Raw genomic sequence first — 19,772 nt, 5'->3', positions numbered from 1 at the left:
TATGTTTCAGAGAACGCCGGAGGCAGGGATCGCTCCGACGGCACTCCATGTACATGTCACGAGAGTAGTGGGAGATTTCCGTGCGTTCCTTGCAAGGCCCTGCCGAGGTCGTGGTGGATCTCGCGATCGTGGGCGCCGGTCCCGCCGGCCTCTACAGCGCATACTGCGCCGGCTTCCGTGGGCTGACGGCCGCAGTCGTCGACAGCCTCGACGAACCCGGCGGCCAGGTGTCCGCCATGTACCCGGAGAAGCTCCTGTACGACGTCGCGGCGCACCCTGAGGTCAAGGGGCAGGAGCTGGTCGACAACCTGCTGCGGCAGGCCGAACCCTTCGCCACCCGCTTCCTGTTGGGGCGGACGGCCCAGACCCTGACGCCCCGGCCGGAGGGCTGGACGATCGGTGCCGACGACGGAAGCCTGGTGCATGCCGGGGCCGTCGTGGTGGCCGCCGGGCTCGGCAGATTCGTGCCCCGCAAGCTTCCTGTCTCACTGCCCTACGAAGGGCGTGGCGTCGCCTACCACGTGCCGCGCCTGTCGGCGCACGCCGCCCGCGACGTGGTCGTGGTGGGCGGCGGTGACAGTGCGGTGGACTGGGCGCTCGCCCTGGCGCCGGTGGCGCGCAGCGTCACGCTGGTCCACCGCCGGAGCGAATTCAGGGCGCACGAGTTCAGCGTCCGGCAGCTGTACGACTCCCCGGTCCGTGTGCTCACCGACGCCCAGGTGGTCGCCTGCCACGGCACCGGCCGACTGGAGAGCGTCGAAATCAGCAGGGATGACCGGGACGGCAGGAACGGGGAGCTGCTGACCCTCCCGGCCCAGTCCCTCGTCGCGGCTCTCGGCTTCTCCGCGTCTCTGGGCCCGGTCGCCGACTGGGGCCTCGAGCTGGAACGCCGCCGGATCCGGGTGGACCAGAACATGCGCACCAACCTTCCGCAGGTGTACGCGGTCGGAGACGGGTGCGGCTACCGCGGCCGGGTTCCGCTGATCTCGGTTGGCTTCGGTGAGGCCGGCACCGCCGTCAATCACGCCGCCGTCGCACTGCGCCCCGGACAGCGGCTGGCTCCCGAGCACTCCTCCGACGCGTGCGCCCAGGACCGCACCGACCTCGCGGCGGCCGTCCCCGCGTAACGCGGACACCACCGCACCCACGCCATTTCCCGAACCGGCCCCGGCCTCCTCCGGTCGTACGCCGCCTGGGCCGCCGACCTCACCCACTTGCAGGCCGTCTCGCGGATGCAGTGCACGCCCACGGCCGCAGCCGCCGAGGGGCTGGCCGCCACCCTCGACCAGTCCCTGCACTCCTGGGAGAGCGGGCCCTTTGCGCTCCACAGCCCGGCGCCGCCCCGCCGGCGCACGTGAACGGCCTCCAGGAAGGGGGCCCACGGTCCTTCCCGTTCCGCATCCCCCACCCGACGGAGAGAGGAAACTGCATGCTTGACGCACTGGGATTGAACGCCGACACCGAGGCCGTATACCGGGGAGTGCTGGCCCACCCTCAGGGCGGGGTCGCCGAGCTGAGCGTCCGGCTCGGACTCGGCGAGGAGGACGTGCGCGCCGCGCTCGACAGGCTCAGCGAGATGGCGCTGGTACGGCCCTCCGCCGACCATGCGCAGCCGCTGCACGTGGTCAGCCCGAAGCTGGGCATGGAGATGCTGCTCACCCGGCAGCAGGCCGAACTCGCCGCCCAGCAGCACAGGGCCGAGGAGAGCCGGGCCGCCGCCATACGGCTGATCTCGGACTTCGCCGGCCAGGAGTTCCGCGACCTGGACACCGATTTCGAGTACCTCGAAGGCCTCGACAGCATCCGCGACCATCTCGCGGCGATGAACAACGAGGTCGAGGAGGAGTTCTGGACCTTCGCCCCCGGAGGGCCGCAGACCGAGGCCAACCTGCGCAGCTCCTGGCCGCTGAACCAGCGGCTGCTGGACCGGGGCGTGCGGATGCGCACCGTCTACCTCGACAGCATCCGTAACGATCCCGCCGGCGCGGCCCACGCGGACCGGCTGGCCTCGATGGGCGGACAGGTGCGCACCACACCCTCACTGCCCAACCGGATGATCATCTGTGACCGGCGCGTCGCCATCGTGGCGGGTGACAGCGGCAACACCGCGGCGGGCGCCGTGGTTCTCCGCGCCCCGGGCCTCATCACCTTGCTGTGCGCCCTGTTCGAGAAGGTGTGGCAGGCCGCCGAGCTGCTGGGGGACACTCCGCGGCCCTCCGCCATTGAGGGGCTCACCTCTCAACAGGCCGAGGCGCTGCGGCTGCTCACCCTGGGGTGCACCGACGAGTCGATCGCCAAACGGCTCGGGGTGTCGCCGCGTACCGCCCGCCGCATCTCGACCGCGTTGATGAAACACCTCGACGCCCGCAGCCGGTTCCAGGCTGGGGTACACGCCGCGCAGCGGGGCTTCGCCCAGGCCTGAACTTGATTTCGGCGGCCAGGCGCGCCCACAGCGGTCCATGGGCGCACCTGGCCGTTTCGGGGCGTGGCCGCAACCGCACGCGAATCGCCTGAAGTTACTGCCTTGCGAGCCTGGCAGTCTCGATGCATGTATCTCGTTCACCTCTCCCTCGAACCTCCTCCGTACGAGGCATCACTGCCCGCCGACACGGCCCAGGTGATCTCGGCCCAGGCCGTCGATGCGGACGGCCTGGAGCATGTCTCCGTGCACCCCGTGCCCTGGTCGCTTCCGATCGTCGGGCTCTTCCTGCGAGCCCCGTCCCTGGAGGCCGCCGAGGCTGCCGGGGAACGGATCTGGCGCCGCGCTCTCGACTCTCATTTTCTCCTCGGAGGGTGGGAGTTGAAGTCTTGCGAGGTTCCGCTGCTGATGCCTCGTCAGGCCTGAGTGGGACACGGCCCGTTCGGTCCACCGAATTCCTCTTCCGCCGGGCTGGTATGCACGGCAAGAATATTGCTCAGCAGGAAACCGAGCCCTCGGAAAGAGGCTGATGAAAATGAGCAAGTGCATTCCCGGGATCGCCGCCGCGGGGATTCTCACTCCCGTTTCGATGTCTGCCCTTCAGGCCGGGCGGGCGATTGCGTCCAGCATATCGGACAACGATGCCGGATGGCAGTGAACGAAGACCGCCGGCTCGGACAGCAACTTCGGTCACGACAGAAAGAATTCGAATGAGCACGGAGGAATCTCAGATTCAGGGAAACCCACTCTCTGCCCTTGCCGAGGAGTTCGGTACCCCCCTGTTCGTCTACGACGCAGACGTCCTGGAGACGACCATGCGCGAGCTGCGCGAGCAGCTCCCCGAGTCGATCGACGTCTTCTTCTCCCTAAAGGCCAACCCGAACATCAGTGTGTGCGCCTTCCTCAACTCCCGAGGCGCCGGCGCGGAGGTCTCCTCGTACGCCGAACTGACCACCGCACTGCGTGCCGGCGTCGCCCCGCAGGACATCATCTTCCTCGGGCCGGGAAAGGACGGCCGCGAGCTCGAGGCCTGCATCGAGGCCGGAATCCACGCGGTGGTCTGCGAATCGCTCGAAGAGCTGCGCCAGCTGGATTCCCTGATGGCCGCGCGCGGCTCCGGCGAATGCCCTGTTGTGCTCCGGGTGAACCCGTCCTTCGGTACCAAGGGGTCGGGCCTGTCGATGGGCGGAAAGCCGCGCCAGTTCGGAATCGACGAGGAAGAACTGCGCGGCTCCAAGAATGAGTTGGCAGATCTGCGCCACATACGGGTCAAGGGTGTGCACGCCTATATGGGGACCCGTTTCCTGCACCACGAGGACGTCGTCCACAACACCCGCCAGATTCTGGCCACCGCCGAGGACCTCGCCTCCCAGCTCGGTTTCCCGCTGGAGACGGTCGACTTCGGCGGCGGTCTCGGCATCGCGTACTTCGACAACGAGACGGACCTGGATCTGGCCGCCCTGGGCGAGGGGATACGCGAAGCGGTCGCCCCCTTCGTCGCGCGCCACCCGGAGTGTCGTCTGATCATGGAGCTCGGCCGTTTCCTCACCGCCATGGCCGGCACCTATGTCGTACAGGTCCGGTACGTGAAGGAGTCCATGGGGGAGACCTTCGTCGTCGCCGACGGCGGCACCAACCACCACATGGCGGCGGTCGGAGTGGGCAGCTTCGTCAAACGCAACTTCCCGGTGCGCCACCTCGGCAGCCCGGACGCCCCGCCCACCCACCGCTACACCTTGACCGGCCCGCTGTGCACCCCCAACGACGTGGTCGCCAAGAAGGTGGAGCTGCCCGAGGTGCGGCCGGGTGACCTCCTGGGCGTGGAGCGATCGGGCGCGTACGGGCCCACCGCGTCCCCCGGGCTCTTCCTCAGCCACGGCTATCCGGCCGAGGTCCTGGTCCACGGCGGACGGGCCCAGCTGGTCAGAGCACGCGACACCACCGAGGACCTGTTGGCCAAGCAGCGACTCATCGACTTCACCACGGCGCCTTGAACCTCGCCGTCCCCGGCCCGGTACGCATCGGTCTGGACGTCCTGGACAGCGGTGAGCTCCGCCGGCTGATCACTCGGCCCTGGTTCCTGCGGCTCGGTTACGCCCCGGAGGAGACCGCACGGGCCGAGGCGATGAGCGCCGAGCGACGCCTGGAGTTCCTGGCCGGCCGGTTCGCCGCCAAGGAAGCCGTCCTCAAGGTCCTGGGCACCGGGATGCTCCAGGGCGTCGCTCCGCACGAGATCTACGTGGACCAGGACGACGACGGAGCACCGCTGGTCCGCCTCCGCGGCCGGGCAGCACGGCTCGGCCCGTACTCCATCGCCCTGTCCATTACCCACAAACAGAACGTCGTCGCCGCAGTGGCGATCGGCAGGCCCCACTCCGTACCGGCACGGACACCGGGCACGGACCCCGGCAGAGAGGAACCCCCCACCATGTCCCCGTCGGACAGCGAAGAGAACCAGGAGACGACCGCCTTCCTCCGGGTGCGCATCGGCCAGGAGGAAGCCCACTACGGCGGTGGGCTGGTCGACGGCGCACGCATCCTGCGGCTCTTCGGCGACCTCGTCACCGAGATCACGGTGCGGACGGACGGCGACGAAGGCCTGCTCTCGGAGTACTCCTCCCTCCGCTTCACCGCCCCCGTGCAGCCGGGTGACTACATCGAGGCGACGGGCCGGCTGGTCCGCACCACCCGGCTGCGTCGGGTGGTGGAGCTCCAGGCACACAAGGTCATCGCGGCCCGCCCGGACACGAACTCCAGTGCCGCCGATGTCCTTCAGGCCCCCCAGCTCGTCTGCTCGGCCACCGCCACCACGGTCGTCCCCCGCAAGAAGACCTCCGCCGCCCCGAAGGAGTCCTGATGTCCCCCACGCCCCAGCTCCTGCACGAACTGCTCGACCAGGCAGCCGAGCGCGACCCCGAGGCCCCGGCTCTGGCTACGCAGGGCAACAGCCTCACCTACGGTGAACTCGCCCAGGCCAGCGTGCGCCTGGCCGGCCGCCTCCATCAGGAGGGACTGAAGCGCGGTGACCGCGTGGTCGTGACCGCGTCGGACGGCCTCGGCATCACGCTCCTCGTGTATGCGGCCTCCCGCCTCGGCGCCGTCTTCAGCGTCCTGCACGAGCAGGTACGCGGTGGCCCGCTGGAGCACGTAGTGAAGGACTGCGAGCCCGCACTCCTGGTGTCGGACGACCCGGACGTGGCTCACACCGCGGGGCAGCACGGTGTGACCTTCCTGAAGATCGGAGAACTCGTACGCACCGCCCTCGACGCGCACCCCAGAGCCACCGAGCTCCCGCCGGACCCGGGCACCCTCGCCGTCGACCCGGTCAGCCTGATCTACACCTCTGGTACGACCGCACTGCCCAAGGCCGTGGTCAGCACCCACCAGCAGGTCCTGTTCTCCGCCTCGGCCATCCAGTCCTGCCTGAACTACCGCAGCGACGACGTCATCTACTGCCCTCTGCCGCTCTCCTTCGACTACGGCCTCTACCAGGTCTACCTCGCCGCACTGAGCGGAGCACGGCTCCACCTGGGCACCGTCGCCGAGGCCGGCCCGCCGCTCCTGCGCAGCCTGGAGGAGGCCGGGGCATCTGTCCTCGCCTCCGTACCCTCGGTCTCCGACCGGCTCGCCTGGCTGGTCAAGCGCAGCCCCGGCAAGTTGAGCCGACTGCGCCTGCTCACCAACACCGGTGCCGCACTCTCCGACAGCACCATGTCGGCCCTGCGCGCCGCATTGCCCGCGCTGCGCATCCAGGTCATGTACGGACTCACCGAGTGCAAGCGGACCGCGATCATGCCGCCGGACGGCGACCTGACGCGCCCCGGGTCCTGCGGACTGCCGCTGCCCGGCACGGAGGTCTTCGTCACCGGGGACGACGGCGAGCGGCTGCCGCCGGGCGAGATCGGCCAGTTCGTGGTGCGCGGGCCGAACGTGATGGCCGGCTACTGGCGCCGCCCCGAACTGACCGCCGAACGCTTCCCGCGCCGCGACGGTCTCTTCCCCGAACTCCGTACCGGTGACTACGGCTGGCAGGACGACGAGGGGTACCTCTACTTCGCCGGACGACGGGACGACCTCTACAAGGAGCGCGGCTTCCGACTCAGCGCTACCGAGGTCGAGGCCGCCGCGATGCGGGTGGACGGCGTGACATCGGCCGCCGTCCTGCCGCCCCAGGGCAAGCAGCACGCGATCCTCGCGGTCGTCGCCGAGATCGGCCCGGACGACGTACGCGACCGCATGCGCGAGCTGATCGAACCCTTCAAGATCCCTCGTCGCTGCGTACGCCTCGACGCCCTGCCCACTAACGGCAACGGGAAGGTCGACCGCAAGCAGCTGGCCGCCCTGGTCGACCAGCCCCGGACCACCCCGACGACCACGGAACTCCTCCAGCACCGCCTGTCCCACTGAACGCACACCGCCCTCCCTCGCACCGTAAGGAATCCTCATGAACCGCCAGCACGTTCTCGCCGCCCTCGAAACCGCCCTGACCGATGTCCTGGAGCGCCCCGTCACCGGACTGACCGGCGAGGTCAAGCTCTTCGACGACCTGCACCTGGACTCCACCACGATGCTCGAGATGCTCATGGCTCTGGAGGACTCCATCGGCCTGGTCGTCGACCCGGAGGACCTGGACGCCGACGACTTCATCTCGGTGGACACCTTCACCGACTTCGTACTCGCCTCACAGCCCGAGCAGGTAGCGGCATGACGATCACTCAGCCCGACCTGAGCGTCTTCACGACCCTGGAGTCGGAGGTACGCAGCTACTGCCGCAGCTGGCCCACTGTGTTCGACCGGGCGCAGGGCAGCCGGATGTACGACGAGGACGGGCACGAGTACCTGGACTTCTTCGCCGGCGCTAGTTCCCTCAACTACGGCCACAACAACCCGGTGTTGAAGCGTGCCCTGCTCGACTACCTGGAGCGCGACGGCGTCACGCACGGCCTGGACATGTCGACCACGGCCAAGCGCACGTTCCTCGAGTTCTTCCAGAACACGATCCTGCGCCCGCGGGAACTGCCCTACAAGGTCATGTTCCCGGGCCCGACGGGCACCAACGCTGTCGAAGCCGCTCTCAAGCTGGCGCGCAAGGTCAAGAGGCGCGAGCTGGTCGTCTCCTTCACCAACGCCTTCCACGGTATGTCGCTGGGCTCCCTGGCAGTGACCGGCAACGCCTTCAAACGGGCCGGCGCAGGCGTTCCGCTCGTGCACACCACTCCCATGCCCTTCGACCACTACATGGGCGGGAGGACACCCGACTTCCTGTGGTTCGAGCAGCTGCTCGCGGACCACGGATCCGGGCTGGACAAGCCAGCCGCAGTGATCGTGGAGACGATCCAGGGCGAGGGGGGCATCAACGTGGCTCGCCCGCAGTGGCTCCGTGCCCTCTCCCAGCTCTGCCAGCAGCACGACATGCTGCTGATCGTCGACGACATCCAGATGGGCTGCGGTCGCACCGGAGCATTCTTCTCCTTCGAAGAGGCCGGCATCACTCCGGACATCGTCACCGTCTCCAAATCCATCAGCGGGTACGGACTGCCCATGTCCTTGTGCCTGTTCCGACCGGAGCTGGACGTCTGGGAGCCGGGCGAACACAACGGCACATTCCGCGGCAACAACCCTGCCTTCGTCACCGCGACCGCCGCCCTCAGTGCCTACTGGGCCGACGACAAGCTGGAGCAGCAGACCCTGGCACATGCCCAGACCGTCGAAGCCGCGCTGCGCGACATCGCCGCGCAACACAGCGGATCCGCCTACCGCGGCCGCGGGATGGTCTGGGGCCTGGAGCTTGCCGATCCTCAGCACGCCAGCCGCGCCGCACGCCGGGCCTTCGAACTCGGACTCCTCATCGAGACTTCCGGAGCGCATGGCCAGGTCGTCAAGGTGCTGCCCCCACTGACCATCACCACCGACGAACTCGACCAAGGACTGCGCATCGCCCAACGCGCCGTCTACGAAACGGCATGACCATGCCCGGCACCGCCGATCGAGAAGAGATCCACTCCACCATGACCGTTCGCACCTTCGAGCACTTCGTGTGCGGCTTCAACTCGCCGGTCACCAGCCGCGAGGACCACGACGAGCACGGCGTCCACCCACTGCTGACAGAGACCGAGGCGTTCTGACTATGACGATCACCATGACCTCCGCAGCCGGCGCAGGCCAGGCCACCGTCGCCAACAAGCAGACGGTCTTCCGAGCACCGATGCCCGAGGACGGCCCCGGCGTGTGGAAGCTGGTCGAGAACACCCCCGGCCTGGACTCCAACAGCCTCTACTACTACACGCTGTGGTTCCGGGATTTCGCTGACAGTTCGCTGGTTGCGACCGTGGACGGCGAACTCGTCGGATTCCTCACCGGTTACCGCCGTCCTGACGAGCCCGAGACCTACTTCGTCTGGCAAACCGCCGTCAATTCGCGCCACGGCATCCCCTTCCTCGGGATAAAGCTCTTCCAGGCCGCCGCCGACCAGCAGGTGGCCCAAGGCGCCCGGTACGTCGAGGCCACGGTCTCCGCCGAGAACAAAGCGATCATTATGGTGCTGAAGCAGTTCGCCAAGAAGCACTCGGCCCCTGTCGAGACCCGCGTGCTGTTCCCCAGCAGCCTCTTCGCTGACAGTCACCACGACGAGGTCCTCTACCGAATCGGTCCGATGACTGCCGCTTGATTCCGTCCGCCGCCCCGATCCGACGATGAGGAGTCGTTTTGCCATGGCGCAGCAACCCGAAACTCTGCACCTCGACATCAGTGACGAACACTTTCGCATGGACTCAGAAGAAGTGCGGAAGGCGCGAGCTACACATTGGTACGCACGAACTGACTGGGGCATTGCCGTCCTCTCTTACGAAGACAGCACTTTCCTCCTGAAGCATCCCCGCCTAACCCAAGGGTCGGCCAAATGGCCATCTCAGCACGGAGTGGTCGACGGGCACTTCGACAGTTGGTGGCAGAAGACTCTGCTTGTGCTGGAGGGCGCCGAGCACAACAGGATCCGACGCCTAGTCAATCCCGCGTTCTCCGCGCGCCGGATAGCGCCGTTGCATTCCCAGTTCCGGGACCTGGCGGACAGCCTGATAGACGAATGGATTGACGACGGGCAGACTGAATTCGCCAGTCACTTTGCGGCACCGTATGCAACCAGGATCCTGTGCATGATGTTGGGCATCGATGAGCACGACTGGAAGAAGATCCATGAGCTGGCATCTACGATCGGGCTCGGTCTCGGTATCACCATCCAGGAAAACATCACACAGATCGACGAAGCCATCGCCGAACTCACCGAGTATGCAGAATTCCTGGTTCGAAGCAGGAGGGAATCACCTCAGAATGACATTCTGAGCGCTCTAGTGGAAGCGAGGGACGAGGATGCCGGCAAACTCTCGGATCAGGAACTGATCAACCTCATCATCCTGCTCATATTCGCAGGGATAGACACGACTCGAAACCAATTGGCGCTGGCTGTCGAATCGTTCTCAAGGCAGCCGCATCAGTGGGAGAAGTTGGCTGCAGATCCTGATCGGTACTCCGCCAAGGCGGTCGAAGAAGCGCTTCGTGTCAATCCGATAGGTCGATGGATTTCGCGCGAAGCAGCAGAGACATTCGGTCACAAGGAGCGCACGATTGAGAAAGGCACAACAGTCCACCTGTTCACCCTGACATCGGCCACTGATCCTGCCGAGTTCGACAACCCGGACCGCATCGACCTCGATGCCGAGCGTTCGCCCCATTTTGCTTTCGGTGGTGGCCTGCACCACTGTCTGGGGCATTTCGTCGCCAGGGCAGACATAGGTGTGGCTCTCTCGGCGCTGGCTACGCGAATGACCGATCTGCGTGTGGGCGAAGGTGCCGAGTGGCTGCCTGACTCTGGAAATACGGGTGCGAACAAATTGCCGATCACATTCACCTCACGTTCCCGAACAACGTTCATGTCTGGAGGCAACCGTGAAGATCTTCGTTGATGAAATCAAGTGCCAGAACCACGGGCTGTGCGCAATTTCAGCTCCGGACAACTTTGAGCTCGACGCCGATGGGGAGCTTCAGTACCAGGCGTCGTTCGATGCGGAAATCATCGAAGAAGTCGAGGATGCCATCGACTCTTGCCCGCTGCAAGCGATCTTCTTGAACCGGGATGCCGCATGACCCGTCGCTGAAAGCGCACTGAAGCAGATTCAGCTCATGTCGTACATGAAGAAAGATCAGGAGGACTGTTATGCAGGTTCGTAGGCTTTCGGAGATCGAAGGCACAGAGCGAGATGTCACGGCCGCGAGTGGCGCGTGGCGGAGCAAGCGCATTCTGCTTGCCTCGGACGGATTCGGCTACTCCGTGTCCGAGACAGTCGTTTACGCCGGCACTGAAACCGACATCTGCTATGCGAACCACGTGGAGGCGGTGTTCTGCATTTCCGGCAAGATGATTCTGATCGACCGGGACGAGAACGAGGAGCACATCATCGAACCCGGTACCCTGCACATTCTGGACGACGCCGACAACCACACGATCAAACCGATTGTGGACAGCACCTTTCTGTGCATCTTCACGCCGGCGCTCACCGGACGTGAGGATCATGACGAGAATGGGGTCTATCCACTGCTGACGGAAGCATAGAGGCACCGAACACAGGTCGCATCACTCATCCGCCGGACAGCTTCGATCGACCAAGTCCTCGTCAGCTTGCTGGCGAGGACTTGGTGTTTGCGTGGAGAGGTCTTCTCGAGGCTGCGCCGTTGAAGTCGCGGCGGACGAGGGGCGATGGTCAGCCGGCAGGGCTTGAATCTTTGCGCTTGCTGGCGAGGAAGCGTTCTTTTTTCTCGCGATTCCCGCACGTATTCATGTCGCACCATCTGCGCGTGCCGCCTCTGCTGGTGTCGAAAAAAGCAGCTCGGCACGTCGGCGATGCGCACAAGGCGATCTTTCCTTGGCGTTCTCCCGAAAGGATACTGATCGCGTCGGCGGCGATCACACTGAGTGCGTCTTCTGCAGAAGCAGAACTCAGCCGCCACTCCCGGCTGCCCTCGGGCGTCAAGATTGCCGAGGCCCGCCCGTCAGTACCGCAGTCATTGATGACTTGGACAGCTGAAGAGGGAAGCGGATTCTGGTTCGCAGCGGCGGTAGCGGCTACGTGAATTGATTCCCGCAGTTCTCGAGCGTGGTCGAGCTGGGACTTGGTGCAGGAGTTGACCTCGAGCCCATAGATCGCCAACCACTCCACGAGTCGGAATGGGACAGGAATGCGCTCCACCGCCTCGCCGCAACGCTCCGTCAGAGTCGCCGTGAAGCTGGTCGCCAGCACCTTGCCAAGGCGGAACTCGGGGAAATTATTGACGGACATGGAACCACCTTAGCCGGTTGCTGCCTGACGGGCAAGGACAGCGGAACCGTCAGGAGGGGAGCGTGCCGGCGCTCACAGAACCGGATGATCCGGTCGTGCCGGCGCAAGTGCACCAGACGAGTTGGAATGGACGAATACCAAGTTCGACTGCGGGCCTGATGAGGTCAGCGGCCGATTCAGTCCACCCGTCACCTCTTCCTTTGCTGCGTGGAAGCTCGCAGAATCGAGATAGCTGGAGAACGAACCAGCGAGAGGTGAGCGATGAAAGACCTGGATCGTTCAGCATCCCGTATCGCTGACGCCTCAAGAATTAGGCCCGGACATGGGCAAAACTACACCGTCACTACTCCTCGTAGGAGGCAATCGTATGAGTACCACTGTGCGCCCCGACCTGTATCCCACCCGAGTCATTGGTGATTCTATCCCCCAGCCGCGGACCGATCCGACCGTGTGGGGAAAGGCTCCGGGCCCGCTCGACGGGGCGCAGTTGAATCAGTATGAGTTCAATGGCTACCTGGTTCTCGACGGCTTGCTGTCCGGGCAGGAGGTGGAGAAATACCTCGCCGAACTGCAGCGGCTCAGCGAGGATTCGGTGCTGCGCGCGAGTGAGCGCGTGATTCTGGAGCCGGAGTCCGACCAGGTGCGGTCCGTTTTCGAGGCCGAGAAGGTCAGCGAACTCTTTGCTGAACTGATTCATTCCCCTCGGCTCACCGACATCGCCCGGCAGGTCCTCAACTCGGACGTGTACATTCACCAGAGCCGAGTCAATTACAAGCCTGGCTTCGGCGGTGCTCCATTCCACTGGCACTCTGATTTTGAAACTTGGCATTCCGAAGACGGCATGCCCCGCCCGCGTGCGTTCAGTGTTTCAATTTCACTGACCGAGAATCACCCCTTCAACGGTCCGCTCATGGTGATGCCCGGCACTCACAAGTCGTTCATTCCCACGATCGGGGAGACGCCGCAGGATTACCACAAGGAGTCGCTCCGTGTGGCCAGCCCCTCTGTCGGCTCCCCGGACCGGCGGCACCTGACGCGCATGGCCGGCGAGCATGGAATCGAGCAGATCACCGGTCCTGCCGGATCTGCGGTGATGTTCGACTCGAACCTGCTCCACGGTTCCAACGGGAACCTCTCGCCCTTCGCGCGCTCCAACATCTTCATTGTGTACAACAGCGTGGAGAACACGCTGGAAGCCCCGTTCGCCGCACCCAAGCGGCGTCCGCAGCACCTCAGCAACCGCGAGTTTCCGTCTGCTTCGGCCAAGTAGTCAGCAGACGCGGAACGACGAAGCTCCTGGTGGGTGGGTTCACGACCAAGATCGTCCGTGCTCGCCAGGAGCTACGTGTGCTCGCCCGCCCGTCGGGGACCAATCTGCCCAATGCGTACCTGCGGCCTCTCGCCCGTCCGCACGGCGTCATCGGCCCACGCCGGGACCAGGTGCCCGCCTAGGAAGCGATCACGGAACCGCCTTGGCTGGTTGCCCCCGGAGTGTGGGCATGCTAGAACCGTCTTAGGTGGTTCTGCGTCGGCTCGGAGATCTCAAGGCACTCTCCAAGGTCAGCGTCGAGTGCTCGACGACGGTGGATTTGGCGGTACTGCCGGGCTTCATTGCAGTGATCCTGCTCTTCCTTCACTCGTCACAGAGTGCCTATTGAGATGAGGTCTACCATGTCCGGAAGTATCCTTTCCTCGGCGCGGCCCACTGTGCCCAAAAAGGTACTTTTCCCCCTGCTCCTCATCCCAATGTTTCTCGGCGGCGTGGATTCCACGCTGTTCAATTCCGTCGCCTATGACCTGCCTGTGCTGACCGATTCGTGGCGTCTGTGGTTTATCGACGGATACACGATTGCACTCGCCTCGAGTATTGTCCTCGGATCCCGTCTGGGTGCACGGATGGGCCCTGGTGTGACGTTGGCGATAGGGCTTCTCGTGTTCGCGATCGCAGGTGCCGCTCCTGCACTGTTGGATTCGCCGACGGCATGGACGGTGACTCGGTTCGTGCAAGGCTTTGGCTACGCGTTGATTGTTTCCAGCGTTGCCTCGGTCATTGGCGGACTGCCGCACACCGCAGAGCGCACACTGGGCTACTCGCTATGGATTACCACGTATAGCATCGGCGCTGGTACAGGGCCGCTGCTCGGCCGGGCGTTCGTTGATATTGGTGCATACACTCTGCTGTTCTGGCTGCCGGCTGCAATCGCCGTGCTGTGTGGTTTTTTTGCAATCCTGCTGTTGCGCGGTATCAATTTGGGGCAGGCCGCGTCGACCAAAATCGATGTCGCTTCTTCAGTTCTGGCATTTCTTGGCTTCGGGCTCTTCGTGGCAGGTCTGCAGAGTCATGGTGAGGCACTCGGACGAGTGCTGGCGACTGTCGCCGGATGTGGCATCCTGGCAGTATTCTGCATGCGTCAACTCCGCTCCCGTGACCCGCTCATCGATGTAAAAATGCTCAACTTCTCCCGACTGGGTGCCGCTTCGCTCGCACTCGTCGTCGGTTCGGCGTGCTACACGGGATCGGTGTTTCTTTTCAGTGCAGAGGCCGATTCGCTGCTGTCCGTCCTGCCGGTTTCGATTTTGGCACTGTGGGTATCCCTCGGAGGATTCGCTTTCCACAAATTGCAATCTCGATTTTCTCCGGTGCACATGTTGCAGGTCAGCTTGGCCACGTGCGCTCTCGGCCTGGTAGTGGCTGCTCTCGTCGGCCTGTGGCCAGCCAGCTTTTTGATCGGTCTAGGAGTGGGGGTCGCAATGGCGTCCGGGGACGCGTACCTGCTCGGGAGCGTTCCACCCAAGGATGTGGCACGCGCTGCAGCTCTCCAGGAGACCAGCCTTGCGGTGGGTGCAGCTCTGGGAGTGGCCGGGTTCGGTGGCATTTTCGCCGCTGCCGGCTCGGTCACAGGAACATCCGTCATCACAGCGGTCGGCGTTGCCGTCATCGTGTGGATTCTTCGCTACAACCGCGGTGTTCTCACGGCATAGACAAACCGGCCCCGACCGTTCCGAGTCCCCGTCAGTTTGCTGATGGGGACTTTGTGTTCGTGTGGTGCGGTCCGGGTCCGGCTCCCGCGCCGGAGTGCGGCACGGCCAAAACGACGGGCCCCGGCCGCACTCAGGAACCTCTGCGCCCTTACCGCTGGTGAATCCCCAGGCCGTCGCGGTCCGGCGCGAGGCCGGGCCGCAGGACGAGTTCATCGTCGTACTCGCCGCCCGCCTCGGGCCGGTACGCCAGCGGATCCTCGTCAGGCAGCGTGCGCAGCCGCTCCCGCAGCGCGGCGGACGTACGGGCGTAGTCAGCCGTGTCGTACCGGTCGGCGCCGTACGCCACGAACGGCTTGAGCGGCGCCATCCCCGTGTACCAGAACGTGCCGTGCAACAGCGGGAACAGCACCTCGTCCACGTGCCCGTGGATCCCGCGCGGCCCGAACCCGGACGGCCGGGCCCCCACCGACGTGACGACCAGGGCCCGCTTGCCGGCCAGACCGCCGTCGCCATACCTGCGGGTGTGCCCGTCCGGCGCCTTCACGCCGAACCCCAGCCCCTGCACCAAGACCCGGTCGAACCAGCCCTTGAGGATCGCCGGAGGCCCGAACCACCACAGAGGGAAGTGCAGGACCAGGACGTCGGCCCAGGCCAGCTTCTCGATCTCGGCGCGGATGTCGGCGCTCAACTCGCCCGTCGTGTACGCGCGTTCCTGCTCGGCGCCGACGAACAGCCGCTCACGGACGGGCGGCCCGTCGCCGAAGTCGTCGGCGTCGAGGACTGCCTTCCACTTCATCGCGTACAGGTCGGACACCTGGTACGCGTGTCCGAGCCCGTCGAGTGCGCCGAGCGCGTCGGACATCAGGGAGCCGTTGAAAGAGCGCTGCTCAGGGTGGGCGAAGATCCAGAGAATGTTCATGCCCTCGAGCGTGCGCTTTCGCCCTCGTACGACACCAGTCGCCAGATGGCCATGGAGTGAAAGAATCCGGCCACCGTGGGCAGGGAGACGGGCGCTCATGCGGCCGGCTCGTCCGCCAGGTACGGCGGCGCCGGCTTTACTTGGTCGGCCGTGTCTTGGTCGACCGGCTGCTCGGGCCGGACAGGCGAGTGCGAGCCCTGGCCCGGAACCCGGAACAAGCTCGCCTTCCAGCCGCCGTCGAGGTGGTGGCAGGCAGCCTCGCTGAGCTCACCGGAGCCGCGACGGCACTCGACGGAGACAGCGTCCATCACCTGTCCGGAGTAATCGACCCGGAACGTGCGATACAGCAGGCCCGCGCCTTCTTGGAGCTTGCCGCGGGCGCGGAGGTCGGGCACATCGTCGACCTCTCCGGCATCGCCGTCACCGTGCGGCGGCCGGGCAGCGGCGAAGTCCTGTACCGCATAGGTTCCCGCGCGGGCGCGCCCGCTGAGCGGAAGGAGATCCTCGCATGACACCCCCTGTGTCAACCTCACACCGCTTGAAGCAGCGGTTTCGGGGTTGTAAGAAGTCGTCTCAGTTGGATCGGGAGCCGTGGTCCCGGCAGCTTTCCGGTCCGGCTGCGCATCAGCGTCTGGTGGTGTGGTCCAGGATCGCGGCGACGAGCGGCGTGTGCACCTCACGTGGGAGTGCGTGCCCCATGCCGGGGATCTCGATGATGCGTGCACCTTGAATCGCCTGGGCGAGGTGGTGGGGATGCGGCGGCGGGGAGACCGGTTCGGCGGGAGCAGAGGTGACGAGGGTGGGCACTGTGGTCTGGGCGAGTTGCTCGGTGCGATCCAGGTTGGACGCATCGGCGCGGGCATGCGCGGTGCTGGTGGCGTAGTGCCCGGTGTGCTCCATGACCTTTCGCTCCAGGGCGCGGGCGTATTCGGCGTCGAAGGGAAGCTGATTGCCACCCAGGATCCGCAGGCGGGGTGCGATACCGGGGAGCTCCTCGGGCGAGACCCGGCTTCCGTCCGGCTGGACGTACGGGACGGTGCTGAGCGCGCGGGTGCCGATCAGCGTCGCGCTGAGCAACCGGTCAGGATGGTCGGCGATGAGGAGTTGGGCGAGCATGCCGCCCAGTGACATGCCCACTATGTGGGCGCGTTCGACGCCGAGGCCGTCCAGCACCGTGAGGGCGTCTTCCGCAAGTTGGTTGAGGGGATAGGGCCGCTGGTCGAACGCCCAAGTGGAGCGACCGGTGTCGCGGTGGTCGTAGCGGATCACGCGATGGCGGGAGGTGAGCATGTCCACCAGTTCGTCCGGCCAGCCCAGGCCGGGTGCTTGCGCTCCCATGATTAGCAGCAGCGGAGACGCGTCGGTGGCGCCCCGGTCCTCCGTCCAGAGGCGTACACCGGGTGCTGCGTCGATGAAGCGTTCCATGGTGCTCCTCCAGGGCGAGATTAAGATGAGACGAGACGTATCGTATCGCTTCTGAAGCGACGCAGCTATCAGTGCGCGAAGCTAAGATCGCCCGCAAGTCAGGGGCGCGCATCGCGAGTTCTTGGGCAACGACCGTCGTTGTCCTCGGCGTGGGAATGATGGAAGACCTGGTGCCGGACGGGTTATGGGAGTTGTTCACGACGGTGGCTCCACAGCCCCCGATCAGGCCGCAGGGCGGCGGTCGACGTCGGGCCGATGACCGTGCGGTCCTTGCCGCGATCATCTTCGTCGCCACTACTGGCTGCACTTGGCGCCAGCTTCCGCCGATCTTCGGCGCCTCGTGGCAGACGGTGCACCGCCGCTTCACTGACTGGACGGCAGCCCGAGTCTGGGCCAAACTCCACCGGGTCGCGCTTGACCGGCTCGGCTCTAATGGCGACCTGGACTGGTCGCGGTGTGCGATCGACTCCGTCAGCCTGCGTGCCCTAAAAGGGGGGCCGTTGACGGGACCGAATCCGACCGATCGTGGCAAGAGCGGATCGAAGATCCACCTGGTCACGGATCGCAACGGGCTGCCCCTGTCGGTTGGTATCTCCGCTGCGAATACTCACGACAGCCTGGGGCTGGTGCCCTTGGTGCGCGGGATCCCGCCGATCCGGTCGCGTCGCGGACCGAGGCGGCGCAGGCCCAGCAAGCTCCACGCGGACAAGGGTTACGACTACGACCACTTGCGACGATGGCTCCGCTGCCGACGTATCACGCCCCGCATCGCGCGTAAGGGCATCGAATCCTCGGCACGCCTCGGCCGGCACCGCTGGGTGGTCGAACGCACGGTGGCATGGCTGAACGGCTTCCGCCGCCTGCATCGTCGCTATGAACAACGAGCCGACCACTTCCTCGGCTTCGTCGGTATCGCGGCAGCTCACCGGTGTCCGCTCGACCCTCGCCCAGCTCTCGAAATAGCCGCTCAGGCCCCTCTTCACGACGAGTCCTGCCATGCCCACCGATGTCCGCCACCGGCGCCGCCACTATCCCTCCGATACCACGCTGTCCGAGTGGGCCCTTCTCGAACCGCTCCTGCCCGTCCCGGCCTGCCAGACCAAGACCGGCGGGCGCCCCGAAAAGTGGCCCCGCCGGCAGATCGTCGACGCCATCCGCTACGTCGCCGACAACGGCTGCAAATGGAGGGCACTCCCCGCCGACTACCCTCCCTGGGAGACGTGTTACGGGTTCTTCGCTCGCTGGAACCGGGCCGGAGTAGTGGCCTTCATCCGTGACCAGCTCAGGCGTCACATCCGCACTGGCCTGGGGCGATGCCCCTACCCCGCCACGCTGATCATCGACAGCCAGTCCATCAAAGGTGCCGAGACGGTGAGCCGTGACACCCGCGGCTACGACGCGGCCAAAAGAATCAACGACCGCAAGAGACACATCGCGGTCGACACCAAGGGCCTACCAGTGATGATCATGGTGACGCCCGCCGACATGACCGACCGGGACGCGGCCCGCGAAATGCTCTGGCGACTCCGCCTTACTCAGCCGCAAATCACCCAGGTCTGGGCCGATTCCGCCTACGCCGGCCAACTCACCGACTGGGCCCGCGACTTCCTCCACATCACCCTCAAAACCGTCTCCCGCCCCCGCGACGCAAGAGGTTTCGTCGTCCTTCCACGGCGCTGGAGAGTGGAACGCACCATCGGGTGGATCATGAAAGCCCGCCGCAATGCCCGCGACTACGAGCGCCTGCCGCAACACGCGGAAGCCCACCTGACCTGGTCATTCCTCACGCTGATGACCCGTCGGCTCACCCGCAAGCAGCCCCAGTGGGCGAAGAAGGCACCCCCTACTTCACCGCAAGTGAACCTCGATGTTGTGAGCCTCGAAGATCTCTAGGAGCAGTTCGAAGAGGGTCCCGGTGTCACTCTCTACCGCGTGATGACGGACCAGATGTGATCTCGCGACGTCTGAATGCTGCCATTCCAGGGTGAACGGAGGAGAGGCGCCCCAGCGGCCCCTGAGACAGTCGTCCACGGCGTCGAGATTCCATCCGAAGTACCCGCCGGGCCCGTTGATTGCCTCACCCAGCGCACAGTAGAAGCTGTCGACATCGACGACCTGTCGGCCGTCCAAAGTGAACACCCGCCCCGGCTCGGCGTCTTCGGGGTGTCCACGGCGCTGGTATTCGCGAGACCACAGAGCTACGGACAGCCAGGCACGTCGGCCTTCAGGGCTGAGCGAGTACCACAGCCCTTTCCGATTCAGCTGCCCCGTTCGAAGCGACTCCCATACTCGCTCCGAGCCAGGCAGTAGCTCGTCGCACCACAAACGCACGGTGACATCGAGGAGACCTGCACCATGCAGGGATGGTTTGGCGGCGGTCGCAGTGACATCGTTGACGAAGTAGGAACCCATCTCGATACCTTCAGCATCGAGGAGGGCTAGATGCGCGTTACCCGCAGATGCGCGTCGGCCACCGAGATGATCGAGGCAGGTCAGCAGAGATCCCTGCGGCAAGCACCCCAGGAGTTCGACTTCCCGAAGGCCGTCCTCCAGCGGGACGAACAGACCTCGGGCCTCCCGCGCGAAACCCCGGAAGTCACCTTCGTCCCCATCGCTGGTCAAGGCGTACTTGCACCCATCCCCTGCACGGCCCTCTGCCTCCACTGCACCTCCCGAACCGGAAAGCCTACAGAGTCGC

21 protein-coding genes and 1 pseudogene are annotated in these 19,772 nt (G+C 65.4%); 18 read left to right on the top strand and 4 right to left on the bottom strand.

Annotated features, from left to right (window positions below):
• The first annotated feature begins 80 nt into the window (after positions 1-80).
• From AC1P0E_RS33010 to AC1P0E_RS32950, 13 genes are all read left to right on the top strand, one after another.
• Positions 81-1,127, top strand: a complete 1,047-nt coding sequence (locus AC1P0E_RS33010; RefSeq protein WP_482746150.1) for an NAD(P)/FAD-dependent oxidoreductase — start codon at positions 81-83, stop codon at positions 1,125-1,127.
• 302 nt (positions 1,128-1,429) lie between these two features.
• Positions 1,430-2,422 (top strand): LuxR C-terminal-related transcriptional regulator, encoded by a 993-nt coding sequence (locus AC1P0E_RS33005; protein ID WP_482746149.1) that lies wholly within the window; start codon positions 1,430-1,432, stop codon positions 2,420-2,422.
• A 126-nt stretch (positions 2,423-2,548) separates the two neighbouring features.
• A complete protein-coding gene (locus AC1P0E_RS33000) occupies positions 2,549-2,845 on the top strand; it encodes a hypothetical protein (RefSeq protein ID WP_482746148.1) in 297 nt (98 codons plus the stop codon).
• A 284-nt stretch (positions 2,846-3,129) separates the two neighbouring features.
• A complete protein-coding gene (locus AC1P0E_RS32995; protein WP_482746147.1) occupies positions 3,130-4,413 on the top strand; it encodes a type III PLP-dependent enzyme in 1,284 nt (427 codons plus the stop codon).
• Entirely contained in the window at positions 4,410-5,276 is an 867-nt protein-coding gene (locus tag AC1P0E_RS32990; RefSeq protein WP_482746146.1) for a holo-ACP synthase, read from the top strand. Before AC1P0E_RS32995 ends, AC1P0E_RS32990 begins: the two co-directional genes overlap by 4 nt.
• Complete coding sequence (locus AC1P0E_RS32985; RefSeq protein WP_482746145.1) at positions 5,276-6,826, top strand: class I adenylate-forming enzyme family protein; 1,551 nt, start codon at positions 5,276-5,278, stop codon at positions 6,824-6,826. The genes AC1P0E_RS32990 and AC1P0E_RS32985 overlap by 1 nt, the downstream gene beginning before the upstream one ends.
• Positions 6,827-6,863: 37 nt before the next feature.
• Positions 6,864-7,127, top strand: coding sequence for an acyl carrier protein (locus AC1P0E_RS32980; RefSeq protein WP_482746144.1), 264 nt, complete (start codon positions 6,864-6,866; stop codon positions 7,125-7,127).
• Positions 7,124-8,386, top strand: coding sequence for a diaminobutyrate--2-oxoglutarate transaminase (gene ectB / locus AC1P0E_RS32975; protein WP_482746143.1), 1,263 nt, complete (start codon positions 7,124-7,126; stop codon positions 8,384-8,386). Before AC1P0E_RS32980 ends, ectB begins: the two co-directional genes overlap by 4 nt.
• A complete protein-coding gene (locus AC1P0E_RS32970) occupies positions 8,383-8,544 on the top strand; it encodes a hypothetical protein (protein ID WP_482746142.1) in 162 nt (53 codons plus the stop codon). The genes ectB and AC1P0E_RS32970 overlap by 4 nt, the downstream gene beginning before the upstream one ends.
• Before the next feature lie 14 nt (positions 8,545-8,558).
• Positions 8,559-9,086: a diaminobutyrate acetyltransferase gene (ectA, locus tag AC1P0E_RS32965; protein ID WP_482746141.1), complete on the top strand. Its 528-nt coding sequence runs from the start codon at positions 8,559-8,561 to the stop codon at positions 9,084-9,086.
• A 43-nt stretch (positions 9,087-9,129) separates the two neighbouring features.
• Positions 9,130-10,377 carry a cytochrome P450 gene (locus AC1P0E_RS32960; RefSeq protein ID WP_482746140.1) on the top strand — a complete coding sequence of 416 codons (1,248 nt, stop codon included), beginning with the start codon at positions 9,130-9,132 and terminating at the stop codon, positions 10,375-10,377.
• Positions 10,361-10,558, top strand: coding sequence for a ferredoxin (locus AC1P0E_RS32955; protein WP_482746139.1), 198 nt, complete (start codon positions 10,361-10,363; stop codon positions 10,556-10,558). Before AC1P0E_RS32960 ends, AC1P0E_RS32955 begins: the two co-directional genes overlap by 17 nt.
• Before the next feature lie 70 nt (positions 10,559-10,628).
• Positions 10,629-11,024, top strand: coding sequence for an ectoine synthase (locus tag AC1P0E_RS32950; RefSeq protein ID WP_482746138.1), 396 nt, complete (start codon positions 10,629-10,631; stop codon positions 11,022-11,024).
• A 148-nt stretch (positions 11,025-11,172) separates the two neighbouring features.
• On the opposite strand, the gene AC1P0E_RS32945 is transcribed toward AC1P0E_RS32950, so the two are convergent.
• Positions 11,173-11,748 carry a CGNR zinc finger domain-containing protein gene (locus AC1P0E_RS32945; RefSeq protein ID WP_482746137.1) on the bottom strand — a complete coding sequence of 192 codons (576 nt, stop codon included), beginning with the start codon at positions 11,746-11,748 and terminating at the stop codon, positions 11,173-11,175.
• 367 nt (positions 11,749-12,115) lie between these two features.
• On the opposite strand from AC1P0E_RS32945, the gene thpD reads away from it, so the two are divergent.
• Both thpD and AC1P0E_RS32935 read left to right on the top strand, forming a co-directional pair.
• Positions 12,116-13,018 (top strand): ectoine hydroxylase, encoded by a 903-nt coding sequence (gene thpD / locus AC1P0E_RS32940; protein WP_482746136.1) that lies wholly within the window; start codon positions 12,116-12,118, stop codon positions 13,016-13,018.
• A 401-nt stretch (positions 13,019-13,419) separates the two neighbouring features.
• Complete coding sequence (locus tag AC1P0E_RS32935; protein ID WP_482746135.1) at positions 13,420-14,730, top strand: MFS transporter; 1,311 nt, start codon at positions 13,420-13,422, stop codon at positions 14,728-14,730.
• Positions 14,731-14,878: 148 nt separating this feature from the next.
• Here AC1P0E_RS32935 and AC1P0E_RS32930 read toward each other — a convergent pair whose 3' ends face one another.
• On the bottom strand, positions 14,879-15,649 hold the full coding sequence (locus AC1P0E_RS32930) for an NAD(P)H-dependent oxidoreductase (protein ID WP_482746134.1): 771 nt from the start codon (positions 15,647-15,649) through the stop codon (positions 14,879-14,881).
• Between the two features lie 56 nt (positions 15,650-15,705).
• On the opposite strand from AC1P0E_RS32930, the gene AC1P0E_RS32925 reads away from it, so the two are divergent.
• On the top strand, positions 15,706-16,161 hold the full coding sequence (locus AC1P0E_RS32925) for an SDR family oxidoreductase (RefSeq protein WP_482746133.1): 456 nt from the start codon (positions 15,706-15,708) through the stop codon (positions 16,159-16,161).
• A 112-nt stretch (positions 16,162-16,273) separates the two neighbouring features.
• On the opposite strand, the gene AC1P0E_RS32920 is transcribed toward AC1P0E_RS32925, so the two are convergent.
• Positions 16,274-17,074 carry an alpha/beta fold hydrolase gene (locus AC1P0E_RS32920; protein WP_482746132.1) on the bottom strand — a complete coding sequence of 267 codons (801 nt, stop codon included), beginning with the start codon at positions 17,072-17,074 and terminating at the stop codon, positions 16,274-16,276.
• A gap of 155 nt (positions 17,075-17,229) precedes the next feature.
• Between AC1P0E_RS32920 and AC1P0E_RS32915 the strand changes: the two are divergent.
• Positions 17,230-18,006: pseudogene (locus AC1P0E_RS32915) on the top strand (IS5 family transposase); the annotation flags it as partial.
• A 64-nt stretch (positions 18,007-18,070) separates the two neighbouring features.
• Positions 18,071-18,967 carry an IS5 family transposase gene (locus AC1P0E_RS32910; protein WP_482746131.1) on the top strand — a complete coding sequence of 299 codons (897 nt, stop codon included), beginning with the start codon at positions 18,071-18,073 and terminating at the stop codon, positions 18,965-18,967.
• Here the strand turns inward: AC1P0E_RS32910 and AC1P0E_RS32905 are convergent.
• Positions 18,923-19,738, bottom strand: coding sequence for a barstar family protein (locus AC1P0E_RS32905; protein ID WP_482746130.1), 816 nt, complete (start codon positions 19,736-19,738; stop codon positions 18,923-18,925). The genes AC1P0E_RS32910 and AC1P0E_RS32905 overlap by 45 nt on opposite strands.
• Positions 19,739-19,772 lie beyond the last annotated feature (34 nt).

Source organism: Streptomyces sp. TRD_SC_5 (genome assembly GCF_056836825.1).
This window is presented reverse-complemented; position numbering and strand designations above follow the sequence as displayed.